Below are 19,586 nucleotides of genomic sequence, written 5' to 3' on the forward strand. Positions count from 1 at the left end.
CAGATCCTTGATCGACACCGGCAGCCCGGCCAGCAGCGAGGGCACGTTGCCCGCCGCACGCGCGGCATCGGCGGCGCGCGCCATCGCCAGCGCGGCCTGCACGTCAATGCTCACATAGGCGGCACCGCCCGCGGCGCGGTGCGATTCGGCGCGCTCCAGTGCGGCTTCGGTCAGCGCGATGCTGGTGGTGCGACCGGCTGCCAGTTCAGCGGCCAGCGCGCGGATCATGTTCGGGCGGGGCGTCATCATGCGGTGGTCTCCGTGAGGTGGGGCGCTTCAGCCTTCAACAGGCAGCGTGTCGACAGCATAGCGATGGCGCAGCTCGGTGCCCGACACGGGGTCGATCAGGGCCATGTCGAAGGCCTCGCCAAAACCGAGTTCGCCGATGATGGGCTGCGTGCCGCAGAACATGGCGGTGCCCACCTGGAGCGTGTCGTTGCCGGTGTAGCGGCGGATGAGGTCGCGCGGGTCGAGCATGCGGGTGACGCCGCCTTCCTGGTACAGCGCGGTCTGGCCGTCGCGGGTGCGCCAGGTCTTCATCTGCAGGCTGTCCCAATGGTCGGCCAGCGCTTCGAAGCGCCACACGTCGCGGCTCACGGGCTTGGCGCACATCTGCTTGGACACCGTCACGCCATAGGCTTCGACCTTGCGGTCGGTGTGGTCCGAGCCGATGCCGACCAGCAGGCCCATCGGCGTGGAATACAGCACGAACTCCGCTTCGCCGGACGAATCGGCGCCGGGAATCTCCACGGTGGCGTCGGTCGTCAGCAGCGAGGCCGACACGCGGTAGAAGCACGGCACGCGCGCCGGACGCGCCACGCCAATCGCTTCAAGCTCGGCAATGTGGTGTTCGACGGCTTCGGCATCGCGGCCGGTCCAGCCGGCAATGACAAGGTGGTCCACGGTCACGTCGATGGGGCCGTGGCCGATCAGGTTCAGGTGCAGCGTGGTCATGCGGAATCCGGAAGAGGCGGGAACAACAAACGGGGGGAATCGGGGTCAGAGCGTGCGGATGATCGTGCGGCGGAACTCGTCGATGTGCTCGCGAATGGCTTCGCGCGCTGCGGGCACATCGCGGCGCTCCAGCGCATCGAGCACGGCAAGGTGCTCGTCGTACACGTTCTGCAGGTGTTGCGGCTCTGAAAGCGAGAGGAACCAGAAGCGCGCCTGCTTCTCGTGCAGGCCGCGCAGCAGTTCGGCCAGCACGCGGTTGCGCGAGGCAGCGGAAATGGCGAGATGGAACTTGAGGTCCAGCGCGGCCAGCGCGGCAATGTCCCGGTGCTCGATCAGCGCGGGCGATGCTTCGACGATGGCGCGCATGGCCTCGAAATCGGCCGGGTGGGCACGCTCGGCGGCCAGCGTTACGCACAGGATCTCGTTGGTGGCGCGCACCTCGATCATGTCGAGCACGTCGTTGAGCGACAGCGGCGTCACCAGCACGCCCTTGCGCGGCAGGATCTGCACCAGCCCTTCCACCTCCAGACGATGCAGCGCCTGGTGGATGGGCGTGCGGCCCAGCCCGAGAAGCGCGCCGAGCTGTGCTTCGTTGAGCGGCTCGCCGGGGCGGAATTCGCACGCCATGATGCGGCGCTTGATCTCGTTGTAGGCGAGTTCACGCATGGCGGCGCCCTTGGGCGCATGGGCTGCCGGCTCAACGGCAAACGGTGCGGGCGCGGGTTTGGCGGCGCCTGAAACCAGCTTGATGGGACGCGACATGGGGCGGCCTTGAATCTAGTAAAAGTCGAGTGATGGTATTGTGATATCTCACAGAGCGTCAAGCGGCCAACACGCCGCATTCAGCTGTCTTCATCTAAGTATTTGCCCTGATATGCCTCCGGCTGGCTGCCGTTGATATTCGTTATAGACTGCAACAAATTTCAGGGAGACAGCCATGAAGATCGCCGTCATCGGGGCGGGCATCGGCGGCCTGACGCTCGCGTTGATGGCCGAGCGCCAAGGTTTCGAGGTCGAAGTGTGGGAGGCTGTGCAGACGCTGCGGCCGCTGGGCGTTGGCATCAACCTGCTGCCGCACGCCGCGCGCCAGTTGTGCGAACTGGGCCTGGAAGACACGCTGAGTGCGCTGGCGATTCGCACATCCGCGCTGGCTTACTACAACCGTTTCGGCCAGCCGATCTGGCACGAGCCGCGCGGGCTGGCCGCCGGGTACGACTGGCCGCAGTTCTCCATCCATCGCGGCGAATTCCAGATGACCCTGGCCGATGCCGTGATTGAGCGGCTCGGTGCTGGTTGCATCCGTCTTGGTCACAGCTTCGAGGCGGTCCAATCGACGGGTGAGAAGGGCGGCCCCGTGCGCTTCACCCTGCGCGATCGCTCCAACGACACCGTGGTTGAATCCTCGGCAGACGTGCTGATCGGCGCGGATGGCATCCACTCTGCCGTGCGCCGGCACTTCTACCCGACGGGCGATGCCCCACGTTTTGCGGGCCGCATGCTGTGGCGCGCCGTCACCGACGCAGCGCCGTATCTCGATGGCCGCACCATGTTCATGGCAGGCCACCAGGACCAGAAGTTCGTTGCCTATCCGATCTCGGAACCACTGCGCCAGCAGGGCCGCTCACGCATCAACTGGATTGCCGAACTGCGCGTGCCCGACGAGGCGCCGCCACGCAGCGACTGGAACCGCGAGGTCGATCGCGCGATCTTCCGCAGCGCCTTCGCCGACTGGAAATGGGATTGGATCGACATCCCGGCCTTGATCGACGGTGCGCAAGCCGTGTACGAATTCCCGCTCGTCGACAAAGACCCGTTGCCACGCTGGACCTTCGGTCGCGTCACGCTGCTGGGCGATGCGGCGCACCCGATGTATCCGATCGGCTCGAACGGTAGCGCGCAGGCGATTCTCGATGCACGCGCGTTGGTCGATTGCCTGCTCGCCACGCGCGACACTGGCGTGGCGCTGCGTGAGTACGAGGCCGACCGCCTGCCGCGCACGGCCGGCATCGTGCTGCGCAATCGCCTCAATGGCCCGGAGCAGGTCATGCAACTCGCGCATGAACGCGCACCCCAAGGCTTTGCGCGCATCGACGACGTGATCCCGCGCTCCGAGCTGGAAGGGATTGCGATGCGCTATAAAAAGCTGGCCGGCTTCGATCCGCAATCGCTGCGCGATCAGCTGCCCATGCCCCGCCGCGCCTGAAAAACCCGTAACGCATTCACACGCCAGAAGAGAAAAGGGGACCCCATGACCATCCGCCGCACCCTCTGCGCCGCCGCTGCGCTGTTGCTTGCCACCGCAGCCCATGCCGAAATCGTCGTTGGTGTGAGCCTGTCGACCACAGGTCCGTCGGCGTCGCTCGGCATCACGCAGAAGAACTCGCTGGCGTTCTATCCGGACACCATCGGCGGGGAAAAGCTGCGCCTCGTGGTGGTGGATGACGCCTCCGACCCGAGCACCGGCACGCGCCTGGCGCGCAAGCTCGTGACGGAAGACCACGTCGACATCATCGTTGGCTCATCGGCGGTGGCACCGTCGATTGCGATTGCCGAAGTCGCCACTGAATCGCACACGCCGCAACTGGCGTTGGCGCCGGTCGAGCTGAAACCGGGCAAGGGCGATTGGACCTACCGGCTTGCGCAGCCGATCTCGCTGATGGCCGAGGCGATTGCCACGCGCATGGAGGCGTCCGGCGTCAAGAACGTCGGCTTCATCGGCTTTGCCGATGCGTACGGCGAAAGCTGGCTGAAGGACTTCACCGCCGCCGCCACGCCGCGCGGCATCAAGATCGTCGACGTGGAACGCTATGCCCGCGCGGATACCAGCGTGACGGGGCAGGTCGCCAAGCTGGTCAGCATCAAGCCGGATGCGATCCTGGTGGCCGGCGCGGGCACGGGCGCTGCGCTGCCGCACACCGCGTTGCGCGATCGGGGTTATGCGGGGCCGATCTACCAGACGCACGGCGCGGCGACGAAAGACCTGATCCGCATCGGCGGCAAGGCGGTCGATGGAGCCATCCTGCCGGCAGGCCCGGTGATCGTGGCGGAGCAATTGCCCGACAGCCACCCGAGCAAAAAGACGGCGCTTGAATACGTGACGCGGTATGAGAAGGCCAACGGCCCCGACACGCGCACGCAGTTCGGCGCCCACACGTGGGATGCGCTGCAGGTGCTCCAGCGCATCGTGCCGGTGGCGCTCAAGAAGGCCAAGCCCGGCACGTCTGAGTTCCGCCAGGCGCTGAAGAACGCGCTGGAATCGGAGCACGACATTGTCGTTTCGCACGGGGTGCTCAACTACACGGCCACGGATCACTTCGGCTTTGACGCACGTGGCCGTGTGCTGCTGACCATCGACCACGGCAAGTGGAAATTGCTGAACTGACGCGTATGCGCCCGCATGGCCGGCGGGCGCATCGCCGACGATAATCGAGGGGTCCTTCACCCTCGACACCGCCATGCCGCGCACGCCCAAAGCCGACGACCTGTATCCCGCCGTGGCCCCTTCGGGGCATTTCAACCCGCATCTGGCGGACGTGGAGTATGGCGCGCTCGATGGGCTGGTCGGCTATGCCGTGCGCCGCGCGCAGCTGCACATCTACGAAGATTTCGTGCGCTCCCTGCAGACGTGGCACATCACGCCGCCGCGCTTCTCGGCCATGACCGTGATCGCGCACAACCCGAACCTCAAGCTGACCGAGCTGGCCAACATCTTGGGCGTGGCACGCTCCGGTGCGGTGCTGCTGGTCGATACGCTGGAAGACATGGGCATGGTCGAGCGCCAGCCCTCGCCCAAGGACAAGCGCGCGTTCCGGCTCGTGCTGACCGCCAAGGGCGCGACTACCCTCGACGACATCACCCGGGCCGTCACCGCGCACGATGCCCGCGTGACCGCGCATCTTTCGACCGACGAGCGATACACGCTGCTGGCGCTGCTCAACAAGCTGGCCTCGGGGCCGGATTCTGCTTCCTGATCTGCAAGCCGGCGCGTGCAAATGACAAGCGGCCCGAAGGTGGGCCGCTTTGCTTTGGTTCGAACTGCGAGCCGCGAACGCTTCAGCGCTTGTTCGCGTCGATGGCCTTCTGCCAGAGGTCCTTGTCCGGCGGATACAGCGAATCGAAGTACTCGCGCAGCGCGCAGATTTCCTGGACGATCTCGAACGGAAAGCCCTGGCGGCCACCGCGCTCGTCAATCTGCAGGCTGTTCAGATAGCGCCGGCAGCCAATGAAATCGGCCCACTTGACGGCGATCGTGTTGATGATGCGCGGAAACTTCCGGCCGAGTTCGATCGGCCGCACCGGGTCAGGCAGGGACGCGAGCCACCGGATGGCGTCGCGGGTGAGCGCGAAGTCATCGTCGTTCTGCTGCTTGCGTTGAGTGGTGGGATCTTGAGTCATATCGGATGCGAATCCTTGAAGGCTAGTGTACCCCTCCCACGCCGGGCCGCCAGCCCGACAGGCGAGGGTCTTGACGCATCACCTGTTTGATTCGACCGCCGCCACAGCCACTGTTCCGCCGTTTGCTTGCCAAGGCTGGGGTGTGCCGTAAGTCGCCCAATCCACATTCGCCTCAAGTTTTGCGCAGGCTTGCCGATAAGCCAAGCGCGGTTTGGCGCGCTGATGGACCAGAGCATCCACCAACGTAAAACGCCTAGACTGCGAAACACGAGCCAGTGTCGGCTGGCACGCCGCTCCCCTAATTCAATCAAAAAACCGGACTTCGAGCCGAGGTAGGCAGGGTATGAAGCGAATCGATGCGAGCCAATTGCGTGTCGGCATGTTTGTGATGAAGCTGGGCGGGTCCTGGCTCAAGCATCCGTTCTGGCGTGCGCAATTCCAGTTGTCCCACCAGGGTCAGATCGACGACATCCGCCGCGCGGGTATCACCGAGATCTGGATCGACCCCGAGCGCGGCGAAGACGTCATGTCGGAGACGCTGATGCCCGCCCCGGCTCCGGCCCCGGCACCCGCGCCCGAGCCGCTCACGCGCGAAACCCTGGCCGCGCGGCCGCCGCTCACGCCGACGTCGCTCAAGGAAGAGTGGAAGCACGCCCAGCAGCTGATGCAGAACGGCAAGGCGACGCTTGGCCACATGTTTGCCGAAGCGCGCATGGGCCGTGCGCTGGAAACCGAAAAGGCGCTGCTGCTGGTGGATGACGTGTCGAACTCGCTGGCACGCAACTCCTACGCGCTGATTGCGCTGGCGCGGCTGAAGAACAAGGACGACTACACCTACCTGCATTCGTTTGCCGTGTGTGCGTTGATGGTGGCGCTGGCCAAGACGCTGGGGCTGCCTGAAGACGAGATTCGCGAATGCGGGCTGGGCGGGCTGGTGCACGACATCGGCAAATCCGCCATGCCGCGCACGCTGCTCGACAAGAGCACCGCGCTCACCAAGGACGAGCTGGCGCTGCTGCAGACGCACGCCGTGGGCGGCCATCACCTGCTGCAGGGTACCGGCCAGTTCAGCGAGATTGCGCGCGAGATCTGCCTGCACCACCATGAGCGCATTGACGGCAGCGGCTATCCCGACGCCCAGAAGGCCGACGGCATCAGCCTGTGGGCCAAGATGGGCGCCATTTGCGATGTGTACGACACGCTCACGTCGAGCAGCCCGTACCACCATGCGTGGTCTCCCGCGCAGGCGCTGAAATACATGATGGCGCGCACAGACACGCAGTTCGACCGGACCGTGTTCCAGGCCTTCACGCGCAGCGTGGGCATTTACCCGGTGGGCACGCTGGTCAAACTGCGCACTAACCGGCTGGGTGTGGTAGTCCACCAGAACGATGCGTCTGCGCTCAAGCCGGATGTGGTCGTTTTCTATTCGGGCAACACCAAGACGCGCGTGCGCCCCGAGCGCATCAGTTTGGGCAAGTCCGACGATTCGATCGTCACCGTGGAAGACGCCACCACCTGGGGTTTGTCGGACGAGGAAGTCTCCGACATGTGCCTGGTCTGAGGCGTCGGCTCACGGCGTCAGAAGTCTTCCACGGGAGGCTCTTTCTGCTCCGCTGGATTCGGGCGGGTGTCGCGTGGTACCAGCGGCTCGCCCGGCTTGCGCTTGGCCGGCTCGGGCTGCGCTTTGGGGCTTGCGGGCTGTGTCGTATCGGTTTCGGAACGGCGTGGCTGGGTGGGCATCGCGATCTCCTGATCTGCGGATGCCTCTCTTCCACCATGTCGCGCGCCTGGCAAGCCCCTACGACTTATGTGTATTTTTCTTAACACGGACTTCAACAAACTTCATGGCGCACCCCTCTAAAGTGGGGTACGTTTGAGTCGTTGGTTTTTACATTGCTGAACAATCGCCACACATTCAGAGCGACGTCGGCAATCCGCAAACAAACGATTCAGTCTTCCGGGGGGTGACATGAACGTTTCCAATCTGCTGCATGCGGCGTCGAACTGGGTTGTCCGGTCGCGCGCCTTCAATGTCACGCAATCGGTTGCACACCATCGCACGCCTAGCGATGCGCTGTCGCACTGGAAACTCGATATCTGGCACAAGAGCGTGCCGTTCCTGTTCGAGGGCGGCCTTGCCGAACCCGCGCATCAACTGTTTCCCAAGCATCTTGCGCATGCCGAATGGGTGGACGAGCTGCACCACCACCTGGCTCAGCTTGTGGGCGTGCGCCGCGAGCATCGCAAGATCGATATCCGCGCGGTGACGGGGCTGGCGCAGTCGCCGTGCTCGGTGCATTCGTTCCCGAGCATGCTGGTGTTTGCGCATCAGCATTGCCGTCGCATTCCGCACAGCACGGACGCCGACTTTGCCGCCAACCGGCGCCACGTCTTCCGCTACGCCGATCAGGCCAACGTGTTCCGTGCCTACGACTTTGCCGGCGGCGAGCTGTTCTACATGAACGAGTGGGGCGCGCACCATTTCGCCGCCCTGGCGTTGCAGGCGCGAACGCAGAATCGTGAACTGCTGATCGATGCCGAAGTGCGTCACGCGCGGTCTGCGCTGGGGCTGCGTCGGTTGCTTGACGGCTTCTATGTGATCGGCGCGCGGCGGCAAGGGCAGCAGCGTTACGGCACGCGTTTGTCGGAAGCGCTGGCCAGCCACCAGGTGCCGCATCGCTGGATGCATGGGCGCCGCGAGGCCGAAGGCTTCGAGTTGTGCTTCCTGCCCAAGTCCGACCGCTTTGCCAATTGCGTGGGCGAGCAACTCGTGCGCGACGGCTGGTTCGACTATGGCGCCTGGCTGGCCAGCCTGCACGATGCCACCGAGGTGGGCGCCCCCGCGCAACGCGCCGAGGCCGCCCGCAAGACGCGCTCCAACTGGAAGCGCGTGCCGGTGCCGAGCCTGGGCGTGCCGACGGGTCTCATGCCGGGTTTTGCGCACACGCGCTTGTAATACAAGGGCGCTACGGTCGGGGGTTGTTCTGCCCCTCCACCTGACGGATTGCTGAATCAGGCGGCTGGTGTCAGAATTCGCAACTTAGTTGCATTGGGGCGCACAATGTCGGGTGACATTGTGCGCCGGCACCTGCGCCCGACCTTGCGTTCCTTCCGCTCCTCCTTCCTCCATCCGCGTTGGCTGGCTTGCCTGCTGGCCGTGTTCCTGCTGTTTGGTCAGCAGGGCGCGCTGCGGCATGCGCTCTCGCATTGGAGTGAATTCGGCGAAGCGGCCGGCGTCGAGTTCAACGCCGCCGCCACGGCCAAGCCGGCCAGCGCCGAGCGCAGCCAGCCCGCGCAGGAGCACGCCGCGTGCTTGCAGTGCGCTGCCTATGCTGCGCTGGCGGCTGCCTTGCCGATGCTGGTGGCGCTGCGCCTAGCGCATACGCGGCGCTGGCACTTTCCGCGCATCGGCTTTCATGCGGGCGCGCCGGTCTTTCCGGTGGCCGTGTGTTCGCGCGATCCTCCATTCCGCCTTTGATTCCTGCCCTGCCCGTCGGCGCGCGCGTTGTGTTGACGCATGCGCGGGCCGCTGTTTAACGCATCCGCTCGATTCAAAGGTCTTTCATGATTCCGTTCCAGCCCAGCAAGCTGGTGATGGCGCTTGCCGCCGTCCTGCCGTCCGTCGCCTCGGTTTCCGCCCTGGCTCAGGAGGCCACGCCGCCGGCCGCCGCTCCTTCCACGCCCACCACGACGGCACCCGCCACCAACGTGCGCGACCTCAGCGAAACCCGCGTCACGGCCAAGCGCTTGGACGCCGCACGCAATGCGCTGTCGCCGGACACCGGCAGCTCCGTCTACAAGTTCGACACCGATGACATCGCCCGCCTGCCGCTGGGCGATGCCACGCCGCTCAACCAAGTGCTGCTGCAGGCGCCGGGTGTGGTGCAGGATTCGTACGGTCAGTTGCACGTGCGCGGGGACCACTCCAACCTGCAGTACCGCATCAATGGCGTGATCGTGCCTGAGCCGATTAGCGGTTTCGGGCAGATGCTCGATACACGCTTCGCCAACCAGATCAACGTGTTGACCGGCGCACTGCCCGCGCAGTACGGTTACCGCACCGCCGGCATCGTCGACATCACCACCAAAGGCGCATCGACCGATGAGGATGGCGAGCCGAAGGCCTTTGGCGGCGAGATCGGCACGGTGCTCGGCAGCAATGCCACGCACGAGGTCAATGCGCAGATCCAGGGCACGAAAGACCGCTTCAGCTATTACCTGTCGGGCGTGTTTGCCGAGAACAACCTCGGCATTGAAAACCCCACCGGCAACCGCAACGCCACGCACGACCACACCACGCAAAACAAGTCGTTCGGCATGCTGTCGTACCTGCTCGACAACGACAGCCGCGTGAGCTTCATGTTCGGCACATCGAACGGCCGTTTCCAGATTCCGACGCGACCGGGCCTGACGCCGAAATTCACGCTCGATGGCGCGGTGCCGCCGGCGTCGGAAGCCCTCAACGCCAATCAGCGTGAGAAGACCGACTTCCAGATTCTGACGTATCAGCAGAAGGTGTCGCCCAAGCTCGACTACCAGGTGTCGGTCTTCCGCCGTGTCAGCCGCATCGATTACATGCCCGATCCGATCGGTGATCTCGTCTACAACGGCGTGGCCGCCGACATTACCCGCCGCAACGAGGCTTACGGCGTGCAGGGCGATGCGAGCTACAAGCTGACCGACAAGCACACGCTGCGTGCCGGTGTGTTCGTTCAGCGCGAGCGCTACGTGGCCAACAACACCGCCAGCGTGTTTGCCGCCGACGACTCCGGTGCGCAGACCAGCACCACGCCGTTCACCATCGTCGACAACCACAGCGGCAGCGGCACGACCCTGGGCGTCTACCTGCAGGATGAGTGGAAGCCCACCGACAAGCTCACCGTCAACTACGGCGCGCGCTACGACCGCGTCAACACCATCGTCAGCGAGCAGCAACTGAGCCCGCGCCTTGGCCTGACGTACGACCTGACGCCGCGTACCCGCGTGCATGCCGGCTACGCGCGCTACTTCACGCCGCCGCCCACGGAGAAGTTCGACACCACGTCGGTGCAGGCCTTTGCAGGCACGACCAACGCGCTGCCGTCGGACGCCAACACGGCCGTCAAGTCGGAGCGTTCGAACTACTTTGATCTGGGGATTTCGCACCAGCTCACGCCGCATCTGACGCTGGGTCTGGATGCGTATTACCGCGACGTGCGCCATCTGCAGGACGAAGGGCAGTTCGGCAACGCGCTGCTGTACTCGGCGTTCAATTACGAGCGTGGCCGGATCTACGGGCTGGAAGGCAGTGCGAACTATCGCAACGGCAACTTCGGGGCATACCTGAATCTGGCCGTGTCGCGCGCGCAGGGCAAGGGCATCGAGACCGGCCAGTTCAACTTTGGTGCCAACGAGCTGGCCTATATCAACAGCCATTGGGTCAACCTCGATCACGACCAGCGCCTGACCGCGTCGGCTGGCGTGTCGTACCGGTATTCCGGCACGACGTATACGAGCGATGTGCTGTTCGGAACGGGCTTGCGTAACGGCTTTGTCAACACCGACCACCTGCCGGCCTACTGGCAGATGAACGTGGGCGCCGCCCGCGACTTCAACCTGCCGACGCTGGGCAAGTTCAAGACGCGCCTGACCGTGCTGAACATCTTCGACCGCAGCTACCAGTTGCGCGACGGCACGGGCATCGGCGTGGGGGCGCCGCAGTTTGCACCGCGCCGTACGTTCCTGTTGTCGGTCAGCAAGCCGTTCTAAGCAAATCGGGCCAGCACATGTCGCTGGCCCGATGTTGCATCCATTACATCGTCATCACATCGGCGGGACCATCCCGTCCTTGCCGACCAGCACCCGTTGTGCAACCAGCGTGCCCTGCGCATCAGCGCGCACGAACATGACGACGTGCGCACCGGCTTTCAGGTCATCGCGCCGACCCGGCTCGAAGGTGACGATCGGCACTTGCGGCGGCACCACGATGCGCTGCTCCCCATCCTTGTATTTGACCGACAGCGTGCGGCCCTGCGCGCCGGTGACGGCGCCTGCCTGTTCGACCGTGCCGTTGGTCATGCTGCTGTTCGGCCCCAGGTCGTATGGGCGGTGGCCGTCTCCGGTGCCGCGCATGGCTTCCGGAAACACGTGCACTTCCAGCGCGCGCAGCGTGCCGTCCGGTTCCTTGACGGCGGCCGTGCCGATATAGCTGCCCGCGCGAATGGCCGACGGCTCGATCGGCGCAACTTGCGTGATGTTGAGGTCCACAGGCAGCGTCACGGTAGCCTTGTTGCCGGAGGTGTCGGTCACGTCGACAGCCGTGCTGTGGACCGCATTGATGGTGGCCCGCACACGCGTGGGCGCGGCGGTATTTTGTGCGGATGCGGCGAGTGGAAGGACAGCAGTCACAAGGGCGACAACTGCAGCAGTACGGGCAGAAAAGCGTAGACGGGTCATTGGGCAGGCGCGTGTGGTTCACCCAAACGTGGGCGCGGCGGGCCAGCGTGCGCGCGTATCCGCGAAGAGCTGGTCCGCCGCCAGTCTAGACCGGACCGCGTTCGCGTGCAGGGCGGCCCGCATTCATCGGCCAACTCAACTGCGATGCTGGCCCGGCACGCGCTTGCCCTTGTACGTCGGGCGGCTGCGGCGCATGTTGTCGGACCAATCCGTGCCGCCGCCCGTGGGCGATTGCACCGGCACGTCGCGGCTGCCGGGTTGCGGGTCGATCGGCGCTTCGTCGAGTTCGACCGCGTCGGGGGCATCTGCGTCATCGTTTTCACCGGCCAGGCCTGTGGCGTGTTCGAAGTTCTCGTCGTCGATGGGGGTGTCGACTTCGGGGTCATGCACGTCGCGTATGGCGTCGGGCATCAGGTCGCCGCCTTCGCGTATGACGGGTTCGTGCCCAGCGGCGCGGCGCTCGCCGGTACCGGTGGAATCGGTGTCGCTGTCGAGGTTGACGTCGCCAAGGTCCGCGCCGGCTGTGCGGTTGGCGGCGTTGCCGTGCGGATGGACCGCGGGATCGTCGTCAAAGCGGTCTTCAACGTCACTGCCCAGGCCCGGCCCGCCGACCACGTCGCTGCCCGAGTCCGAACTGTCGGAGGGCCCCAGGGCATCGGTGCCGTGGCCCTTGCCGGTTTGTGCGGGTGCTTCGCCGGTGCGATACAGGTTGCTCGTTGCCATGTGGATTCTCCATGCGTGCTTGTGCGCCAAGGCGCGACACAGCCAATGCAGCAAGGCAGATACCTGCGTGCGGCGCAGGCCGCGTACGCCAGCGCATTGTTTTGGCGGCACGCTCGTTGCGACCCATTCGGCGCGGACGGGCCGTCCGTAACCGAAACCAGGAGGCTGACGATGAAGCAACACGCACAGCAACCGCACAAGCCCGCTGCACAGGCGGGAGAAAAAGCGGGGCAACGAAAGAGCGAAAGCAAGAAGGGCGAGCACAACGCGCAAGCGCAGCAAGCGCGCGGGGTTGCCAAGGAGCGCACTTCAATGCAGCACGGCACCGACCAATCGGCGAAACGCCCGATGCGGGCCCCCGCGGAGGACGGCCGTGCTGCCGCGCAAGAGGGGCAATTGCCACAAAACCAGCAGCGTCTGGGGCAGCACCAGAACAGCCGGAAACAGCCATGAGCGCCACCAGGAAACCTCGTGGTGACGACCAAGCCGAGGCGCCTTCGGGTGACGCCATCAGGCCCGTGGTGCCGGCCATCCCCAGCGAAAGCGGCGTCGGCGAGGAAGACCCGGGCGACTTCGAGAACGCGTCGATTCGCTCGGACGACGGGAAGCGCCCCAGCGTGCCGCCGCGTAAGCCAGGGGAGCGGGGCTGACAGCGTTCGCACCTTTCTTCAGCCGCGCAATGTCCCGCGCGGCTGAGCCCAGTTTGCCACCCAGCGCCACATCGCCGGCCATGCGGGTCGCTGCGTGCGAAGCGCCGGCGCGACCACGCGCAGGTGTGCCCCACTGCGCGTATCGGCGTGCAGGTGCCACCATCCGGACATTTCCACCACATGCGCGTGGCCCGCGCCCAGCGCGTAGTGCTCGGTCGTGCCCCGCGATGGCGGTTCGAGGTGCAAGCTCCCTTCCAATGCCACGAGTGTGGTTCTGGCCGCCAGCCAGTGCAGGCCCGTCTGGCCAGCGCCAAGCGCCAGCCATTCGGGTTTCGGTGTGGGTGCCGCTGTAGTCATGTCGATCTCCTGAACATGGCTCCAGCGTAGGCACGCGGCTCAATGCGCAACAGACACAGAACTGGCAATGTGCGGCGCAACAGGCATGCTCTTGTGACAATCTGTTGCGGTACAGTTTGACGTCGTCTGTATCTGTTGCGGTCACGGTCTTGCCGGCATGATGTGCTGGACACCTCTCCTTGCCGCTTGCTGCCGCCCGACGCTCCTTGCCGCCATGTCCGTCACCGAGTTGACTCCCCCGCCCGCGCAGCCGCTGTATCGGACGCTTGCCGATCATTACCTCGGCGCGATCCGCAGTGGGGTGTTGGCGCCGGGGGAGCGCATGCCGTCGGTACGCATGCTGATGCGCACGCACGCCGTCAGTCTGTCGACTGCGCTGCAGGTATGCCGGCATCTGGAGGCGGAAGGCTGGCTCGAAGCGCGTGAACGCTCGGGTTACTTTGTGCGCCAGCCGCGCCGGGCGCTGCTCGCGCCGGTGAAGGAACCCGAGGTGTCGACGCCGGATCCGGCGGCCTACGTGGGCGTGCATGCGCGCGTGTCGGCCATCGTGGCGCGCGGGCAGCAAGCCACAGTGCATGTCGATCTATCCGGCGCGAGCGGGGCGGCCGCGTTGTATCCGGCAGCGGCGCTCAACCGGATTGCGTCGCAGGTGCTGCGGCGGTATCCGCTGCTGCTGACACAGGCCGTCATCCCGAACGGCCATCCTGAATTGCAGACTGCCGTGGCGCGCCGCGCGCTCGACATGGGCGTGCAGGTCGCGCCGGACGACGTCATCGTCACCCACGGCTGTATCGAGGCGGTCAACCTGGCATTGCGCGCGGTGGCCCAGCCGGGCGATACGGTGGCGGTGGAGTCGCCGACCTACTACGGGCTGCTGCAGGTGCTGGAAAGCCTCGGCATGCGCGCGGTGGAAATTCCTACCAGCCCGCGCACCGGCATGTCGCTGGAAGCGCTGGAGATGGCGGTGCAGGCCTACGGCAACATTCGCGCCGTGGTGGTGGTGCCCAATCTGCAGAATCCGCTCGGCAGCATCATGCCCGACGCCGCCAAGCGCCGGATGGCGGCCTTTTGCGATGCCAACCGCATCGCGCTTATTGAAGACGATACCTACAGCGCGCTCGGCGACAGCCCCACGCCGCTCAGGGCACTCAAGGCATGGGACCGCACAGGCAGCGTCATTTATTGCGCGTCGTTGAGCAAGGTGTTGGCACCCGGCCTGCGCCTGGGCTGGATGGCGGCCGGCCGCTGGCAGGGGCGTGTGCAGATGCTGAAGTTTGCGCAATCGCGGCCGAACGATTCTTGGTCGCAGGTGCTGGCGGGGCGCTTTATCGCCTCTGGCGCGTACGACCGTCACCTGCGCACGCTGCGCCAGACGTTGCGCGAACAGCGCGAGCGGATGGCTGAATCGATTGCCGGATGTTTTCCCGCCGGCACGCGGTTATCCGTGCCGTCAGGCGGGTTGGCGATGTGGGTGGAGCTGCCAGCCAACGTGTCGTCGATGGAACTGTTCGATGCGGCGCTGGCACAGGGCATCCGGATTGCGCCGGGCACGATGTTCTCGAACCTGAACCGCTTCGATCATTTCTTCCGCATCTGCTTCGGGCTGGCACCTTCGGCCAACCTGGAAGCTGCGCTTGCCACGCTCGGCCAGATCACGCAGGAACTGGCCGAGCGCTGACCGATCGACCTACCGGCACCACGCCGGCACAGCGGAAGGCGCTTCCAGACCCTGCACACTCTGCGCAATCTGTTGCGACCATTGCTGGACGAGGCGTTGCGTGGATGACACCACCGCGTTGACGCCAGCCTCTGAATCCGCGGCTGCGGAGGGCCCAGACACAGGTAGCGCAAGCGTCGTCTGGCAGGTGAGCGCGGCGGCGCTCGCGCCTTGGGTGGCCGCATCGCGCGATACGCGCCACGTCACCAGTGCGGTCACGCCTTGTCCGGGCCGCGCGTCGTAGCTGCGCATCTCGGCACCGATGCGGTAGAGCGGCACGCCCGCCGGCGCGGCAGCACCACCCACGTCCACCGCAGACAACGTCGCTGCCAGGTTGGCAGACAGCGCATCGCGCAGTTCCGAACCGAACGGCGCCGCCCAGCGTTGCTGCTCAAGCGCCACCACTTCGCTGTCGGACGTACGCAGCACGATCTGCGGCTTGTCCAGGCGATCGGGCACCCGCACGCCTGAGAGGCGGAATGCACGCTGAAAGCGGCTGGTGTCGGTTGCTTCAGGGCGCGCCGACAGCGTATGCAAGGTCGGCTCGGGCGAGGCGCACGCGCCAACCAGCAAGGCCAAGGCAGCGCCGCCGGCCACGCGAAGAGAAAAAGACAGCATCGTCGTTTGCATCGGCATCATTGCGCGTCCTTTGCCTTGCCGCGGATCAGCGCTTCCGGGTGGCGGTCCAGATAGTCGGTCAGCACGCGCACGGACGCGGCGGCCTTGGCCACCTGTTCCAGCGTGTCGCGCGCATTGCGTTGCAGCGGGGCATCGTCGGAGAAGACCTGCCGCGCAGAGTCGAGCGTGCGGCGTGCCTCGGCCAGCGTTTCCTTCATCTGCGGGGCGAGATCGCTGTTGACGGTCTTGGCCAGTTGCTCGGTCTGCTTGAGCGTAGCGTCGAGCGTTGTGAGTGTGCGGTGGACGTCTTGTCCGATCTGCTCGAACGGCACCTTGTTGAGCTTCTTGGCGATGCCGGCAATCTGCGCTTCGATATCGTCCGTGGGGTTGTCGGCCGTCGGGAACACATACGCACCGTCGCGATCGCGCATGCCGAAGCGTGGCGCGGTCTTCTCGCGCTCGGCCGTGTCGATGAAGTCGAGGTTCACGAACTGCTGGCCCGTCAGCAGGCTCGCGCTCTTCAGCTGCGCGCGCATGCCGTTCTTCACCAGCACGTCGAACTGCGTGCGGACGTCTTCGGCGGCGTGCTGAGGGTTGTCGTCGCGGATGTCCATGCCGAAGCGGGTGGGGTACAGCGTGGCCGTGACCGGCAGCACGAACTCGTGGCGCTTCTTGCTGTAGTGGATGCCGATCGACTTGATCTCGCCCACGTTGATGCCCTTGAACTCCACCGGCGCGCCTACGTTGAGCCCGCGCAGCGAGCGGTGGAAGTACATCACCACGGTCTGCGACAGGTGTTCCGGGTCCTTCAGCGCCGCGGTTTCGTTGCGCACGAGCTGGAACTGCGCATCGGAGGCAGCCGGCTCGTGATCGGCTTCTTCGGGTGTCTGGAACGCGATGCCGCCGAGCGCCACGGTCAGCAGCGATTGTGTATCGACCTTCAGTCCGTTGGCGTCGAGCTTGAGGTCGATACCGCTGGCGTTCCAGAACCGCGTGCCGCGCGCCACGAACTTGTCGAACGGCGCGTTGACGAAGATGTGCAACGTCACGCCCTTGCCGTCGGTGTCGATGTCATAGGCGGTGACCTGGCCCACACGCACGCGGCGGAAATACACCGGCGCGCCGATATCGAGCGAGCCCAGGTCGGGCGCATGCAGCGTGAACTGTTTGCCCGGCGCATCCGCGGAGATGGCCGGCGGTGTATCGAGGCCCTTGAAGGTGGATTTCTTCTCCTGTGAGCTGCCGCCGTCCACGCCGATGTACGCGCCGGAGAGCAGCGTGCCGAGCCCCGAGATGCTGCCGGCCGCCACGCGCGGGCGCACCACCCAGAACCGCGTGTCGGACGCGGCAAACGCCTTGCCGTCATGCGTGAGTTCGATCAGCACCACGGCGCCAGAGCGGTCGTCGGTGAGCCCCACTGCCTTGACCACGCCGATATCGACGCTCTTGTATTTCACGCGCGTCTTGCCTGCCTCAATGCCCTCGGCCGAGCTGAACGTGACAGTCACTTGCGCGCCGCGCGCCAGGATCACGCGCGCCATGAGCGTGGCGCCCACCGTAAGCGCCACGATCGGCACCAGCCAGATCAGAGAGGGCAGCCAGCGCTTGCGCTTCATGCGGCGCGGCGCGGGAATGTTTTCGTTATCGACGGGGTCGGTCATACATCGGTCTCTTCGGGATCGGGCTCGTCGATGACGTCCCAGATCAGGCGGGGATCAAAACAGCGGGCGGCGAACATGGTCAGTACCACCACGGCGGCAAACGGGCCGACACCAGGGCCGGGTTTGATGATGGCCAGCGTCGACAGATGCACAAGGCCTGCGAGCAGCGTCACCACAAATACATCGAGCATCGACCAACGGCCGATGATTTCGACCAGCGCATACAGGCGCGTGCGCAGTCGCGGGTTCCAGCGCCAGCGTTGCTGCACCGAAAGGCACAGCACCGCCAGGATGCCGAGCTTGGCCAGCGGCACCAGAAAGCTTGCGATGAACACGATGATGGCCAGGTGCCATGACCCCGACGTCCAGAGGTAGACGATCCCGCTCATGATCGTGTCCTGCTGTGTGCCGAGCAGGGTGTCGGTAATCATCACGGGCAGCAGGTTGGCGGGCAGGTACATGGCGGCGGCCGCAATCAGCAGCGCCCAGCAGCGCGCCAGGCTGTCGGGCTTGCGTACGTGCATGGGCGACATGCAGCGCGGGCAGACCGGCGCTGCGGCGGTGTCGTCCGGCGCGTATTCGCGCGTGAGCACCGCTTGCGTGGCGGCCCTGGAGTCGGGCATGCGCGCCAGCAGGCCGCAGCGTTCGCATGTCACCAGGCCATGTGCGGCGGCCCGCAGCGGGCGGCCCTCTTGACCCGGGTTGCGCCGGTGCAGGCGTGGTGGCGCTGTTCATGGGCGATCCTCGCCGGGGCGGGCCGCGGCGTCCATGCCGGTCGGCGCGTCGATGTGTGAGCCCGGCGGCAGCGTCAGGCCGATCTCGCGCCAGAACGGTCGCAGGTCGATCGACAACGCCACCGTCAGGAACACGGTGAGCGCGGCAAATGCCCACAGGCCCGCATCGGCTTCCAGCGACACCATGCGCGCCACTTTGATGAGCGCCACCACCACGCCCAGCATGAAGATCTCGACCATTGCCCACGGGCGGATCAGCGCTGCCGCGCGCAGCACCAGCGCTGCGGCCGGATGCTGCCGCCCACGCACTCGCGCAATAAGCAGCGGCGCCAGCACCGACATGTACATCAGGGGGAAGAACACCGTGGTGAGCGCCACCAGCACGGCAGCGAACAGCATGTCGTAGTCGTACAGCGCCACGATGGCGCCCCACAGCGTGGTGGCGTGCCGGTTGCCGCCGCCGTTCATCTCGGCAATCGGGAAGATGTTCGCGACGACGTAGACGATGATGCCCGTCAACACCAGCGGCAGCAGCACCGAGAGCCGCTCGCTCTGGTTGCGGTACAGCTTGACGCCGCAGCGCGTGCAGTGCGCCTCTTCATCCAGCGCAATGACTTCGTGGCGATGGAGGGTGTCGCAGTGCTCGCACGCGATCCAGGCATCGGGATCGCCCGGCAGCGGCAGGGCGACCGGGGCGGCCTTGGCGTCGGGGGTGTCGCCCGCTGCGCGCCATGACTGGGGCAGCGGGAAGGGAAATTTCACGTTTGACGGCTCCATCGTCGGGCTGAGGGCGCGGTGGCAGCGTTGGACAGGCATGCGACGGCGCACCGACAGTCGGGCAGGCGATTGTACATACACAGTTGAATGTATAGCTGAGTGCGGCCCGCCGCATGTTGACGCACGGTCTCAAGCAAATATCCAGCCAATCGGTTCGCTCTACATTGCGCGGCGTGACGGCGGAACGGGCCTTGCTGCAGCGGAGGGGGCACGTCCTCAACCTCAAAGGAGCAATTCATGACGTATCTCAGAGCCTCTTCTCTTGTCGTCGCGCTGGCGCTGGCTGGCGGCACCGCGGCGGCGTATGCCCAGACAGGGGGCGCCCCATCCAACAGTACGGCGGGCGGGGGCAGCATGTCTGCGGCGGGTGGTGCCGGCACCGACGCAACTGCAAGTGGCATGGGCGACAGCACCGCCAACGGCAGTTCAGCCAACAGCGGCCGGGACACCTCGCGCAACCGCAACGCCACCGGTAAGCAAGGGCGCTCTGGCAATACGCGCTCGGGTTCGAGTGGCAGCTATGGCGGCAGTGCCAACGATTCAACGGGCAGTACGACCGGCG

General features: G+C 65.7%; 22 protein-coding genes and 1 pseudogene. 11 read left to right on the top strand and 12 right to left on the bottom strand.

Annotated elements, in window-relative coordinates; all coding sequences use genetic code 11:
- The 3 genes from BEK68_RS18920 to BEK68_RS18930 all read right to left on the bottom strand — a co-directional run.
- The coding region (locus BEK68_RS18920; RefSeq protein ID WP_249262940.1) for an amidase family protein at positions 1-249 on the bottom strand (249 nt) is incomplete at its 3' end.
- 27 nt (positions 250-276) lie between these two features.
- On the bottom strand, positions 277-954 hold the full coding sequence (locus BEK68_RS18925; protein ID WP_004629871.1) for a DUF2848 domain-containing protein: 678 nt from the start codon (positions 952-954) through the stop codon (positions 277-279).
- Positions 955-999: 45 nt separating this feature from the next.
- Complete coding sequence (locus BEK68_RS18930) at positions 1,000-1,716, bottom strand: GntR family transcriptional regulator (RefSeq protein WP_004629868.1); 717 nt, start codon at positions 1,714-1,716, stop codon at positions 1,000-1,002.
- A 175-nt stretch (positions 1,717-1,891) separates the two neighbouring features.
- Between BEK68_RS18930 and BEK68_RS18935 the strand changes: the two genes are divergently transcribed.
- The 3 genes from BEK68_RS18935 (at position 1,892) to BEK68_RS18945 (ending at position 4,925) form a co-directional block, all read left to right on the top strand.
- A complete protein-coding gene (locus BEK68_RS18935) occupies positions 1,892-3,157 on the top strand; it encodes a flavin-dependent oxidoreductase (protein WP_012434957.1) in 1,266 nt (421 codons plus the stop codon).
- Between the two features lie 45 nt (positions 3,158-3,202).
- Positions 3,203-4,336 (top strand): ABC transporter substrate-binding protein, encoded by a 1,134-nt coding sequence (locus BEK68_RS18940; protein WP_012434958.1) that lies wholly within the window; start codon positions 3,203-3,205, stop codon positions 4,334-4,336.
- Between the two features lie 73 nt (positions 4,337-4,409).
- The gene (locus BEK68_RS18945; protein WP_004629863.1) at positions 4,410-4,925 is read left to right on the top strand and encodes a MarR family winged helix-turn-helix transcriptional regulator; all 516 of its coding nucleotides are present in this window, start codon (positions 4,410-4,412) and stop codon (positions 4,923-4,925) included.
- An 82-nt stretch (positions 4,926-5,007) separates the two neighbouring features.
- Here the strand turns inward: BEK68_RS18945 and BEK68_RS18950 are convergent, their stop codons facing one another.
- The gene (locus BEK68_RS18950; protein WP_012434959.1) at positions 5,008-5,349 is read right to left on the bottom strand and encodes a hypothetical protein; all 342 of its coding nucleotides are present in this window, start codon (positions 5,347-5,349) and stop codon (positions 5,008-5,010) included.
- Between the two features lie 343 nt (positions 5,350-5,692).
- Between BEK68_RS18950 and BEK68_RS18955 the strand changes: the two genes are divergently transcribed.
- Positions 5,693-6,913: an HD-GYP domain-containing protein gene (locus tag BEK68_RS18955; protein WP_012434960.1), complete on the top strand. Its 1,221-nt coding sequence runs from the start codon at positions 5,693-5,695 to the stop codon at positions 6,911-6,913.
- A gap of 17 nt (positions 6,914-6,930) precedes the next feature.
- Here BEK68_RS18955 and BEK68_RS25835 read toward each other — a convergent pair whose 3' ends face one another.
- Complete coding sequence (locus BEK68_RS25835) at positions 6,931-7,092, bottom strand: hypothetical protein (protein WP_012434961.1); 162 nt, start codon at positions 7,090-7,092, stop codon at positions 6,931-6,933.
- Positions 7,093-7,321: 229 nt separating this feature from the next.
- Between BEK68_RS25835 and BEK68_RS18960 the strand changes: the two genes are divergently transcribed.
- The 3 genes from BEK68_RS18960 (at position 7,322) to BEK68_RS18970 (ending at position 11,100) form a co-directional block, all read left to right on the top strand.
- Positions 7,322-8,308 (top strand): DUF6685 family protein, encoded by a 987-nt coding sequence (locus BEK68_RS18960; protein ID WP_012434962.1) that lies wholly within the window; start codon positions 7,322-7,324, stop codon positions 8,306-8,308.
- A 105-nt stretch (positions 8,309-8,413) separates the two neighbouring features.
- Positions 8,414-8,830, top strand: a complete 417-nt coding sequence (locus BEK68_RS18965) for a hypothetical protein (RefSeq protein ID WP_012434963.1) — start codon at positions 8,414-8,416, stop codon at positions 8,828-8,830.
- 86 nt (positions 8,831-8,916) lie between these two features.
- On the top strand, positions 8,917-11,100 hold the full coding sequence (locus BEK68_RS18970) for a TonB-dependent receptor (RefSeq protein WP_012434964.1): 2,184 nt from the start codon (positions 8,917-8,919) through the stop codon (positions 11,098-11,100).
- 54 nt (positions 11,101-11,154) lie between these two features.
- On the opposite strand, the gene BEK68_RS18975 is transcribed toward BEK68_RS18970, so the two are convergent.
- Both BEK68_RS18975 and BEK68_RS18980 read right to left on the bottom strand, forming a co-directional pair.
- Positions 11,155-11,787, bottom strand: coding sequence for a hypothetical protein (locus tag BEK68_RS18975; RefSeq protein ID WP_012434965.1), 633 nt, complete (start codon positions 11,785-11,787; stop codon positions 11,155-11,157).
- Positions 11,788-11,922: 135 nt separating this feature from the next.
- Positions 11,923-12,510 (bottom strand): hypothetical protein, encoded by a 588-nt coding sequence (locus tag BEK68_RS18980; RefSeq protein ID WP_012434966.1) that lies wholly within the window; start codon positions 12,508-12,510, stop codon positions 11,923-11,925.
- A 171-nt stretch (positions 12,511-12,681) separates the two neighbouring features.
- On the opposite strand from BEK68_RS18980, the gene BEK68_RS18985 reads away from it, so the two are divergent.
- Positions 12,682-12,963, top strand: coding sequence for a hypothetical protein (locus BEK68_RS18985; protein ID WP_004629844.1), 282 nt, complete (start codon positions 12,682-12,684; stop codon positions 12,961-12,963).
- Positions 12,960-13,160, top strand: coding sequence for a hypothetical protein (locus tag BEK68_RS18990; RefSeq protein ID WP_012434967.1), 201 nt, complete (start codon positions 12,960-12,962; stop codon positions 13,158-13,160). Before BEK68_RS18985 ends, BEK68_RS18990 begins: the two co-directional genes overlap by 4 nt.
- An 18-nt stretch (positions 13,161-13,178) precedes the next feature.
- Here BEK68_RS18990 and BEK68_RS18995 read toward each other — a convergent pair whose 3' ends face one another.
- On the bottom strand, positions 13,179-13,517 hold the full coding sequence (locus BEK68_RS18995) for a hypothetical protein (RefSeq protein ID WP_012434968.1): 339 nt from the start codon (positions 13,515-13,517) through the stop codon (positions 13,179-13,181).
- 214 nt (positions 13,518-13,731) lie between these two features.
- On the opposite strand from BEK68_RS18995, the gene BEK68_RS19000 reads away from it, so the two are divergent.
- Positions 13,732-15,195 carry a PLP-dependent aminotransferase family protein gene (locus BEK68_RS19000; protein ID WP_012434969.1) on the top strand — a complete coding sequence of 488 codons (1,464 nt, stop codon included), beginning with the start codon at positions 13,732-13,734 and terminating at the stop codon, positions 15,193-15,195.
- Between the two features lie 9 nt (positions 15,196-15,204).
- Here BEK68_RS19000 and BEK68_RS19005 read toward each other — a convergent pair whose 3' ends face one another.
- The 4 genes and pseudogenes from BEK68_RS19005 to BEK68_RS19020 form a co-directional block, all read right to left on the bottom strand.
- Positions 15,205-15,873, bottom strand: a complete 669-nt coding sequence (locus BEK68_RS19005; protein ID WP_012434970.1) for a PqiC family protein — start codon at positions 15,871-15,873, stop codon at positions 15,205-15,207.
- Positions 15,870-17,513 (bottom strand): intermembrane transport protein PqiB, encoded by a 1,644-nt coding sequence (locus tag BEK68_RS19010; protein ID WP_012434971.1) that lies wholly within the window; start codon positions 17,511-17,513, stop codon positions 15,870-15,872. The genes BEK68_RS19005 and BEK68_RS19010 overlap by 4 nt, the downstream gene beginning before the upstream one ends.
- Positions 17,510-18,248, bottom strand: a pseudogene (locus tag BEK68_RS19015) (paraquat-inducible protein A). Before BEK68_RS19015 ends, BEK68_RS19010 begins: the two are co-directional and overlap by 4 nt.
- A complete protein-coding gene (locus tag BEK68_RS19020) occupies positions 18,245-19,024 on the bottom strand; it encodes a paraquat-inducible protein A (protein WP_012434972.1) in 780 nt (259 codons plus the stop codon). The pseudogene BEK68_RS19015 and the gene BEK68_RS19020 overlap by 4 nt, the downstream one beginning before the upstream one ends.
- A gap of 237 nt (positions 19,025-19,261) precedes the next feature.
- On the opposite strand from BEK68_RS19020, the gene BEK68_RS19025 reads away from it, so the two are divergent.
- Positions 19,262-19,586, top strand: a 325-nt coding sequence (locus BEK68_RS19025) for a hypothetical protein (protein ID WP_065851856.1), incomplete at its 3' end; no start/stop codon positions are given.

It is taken from the genome of Ralstonia pickettii, from assembly GCF_001699815.1.
GTDB lineage: Bacteria > Pseudomonadota > Gammaproteobacteria > Burkholderiales > Burkholderiaceae > Ralstonia > Ralstonia thomasii.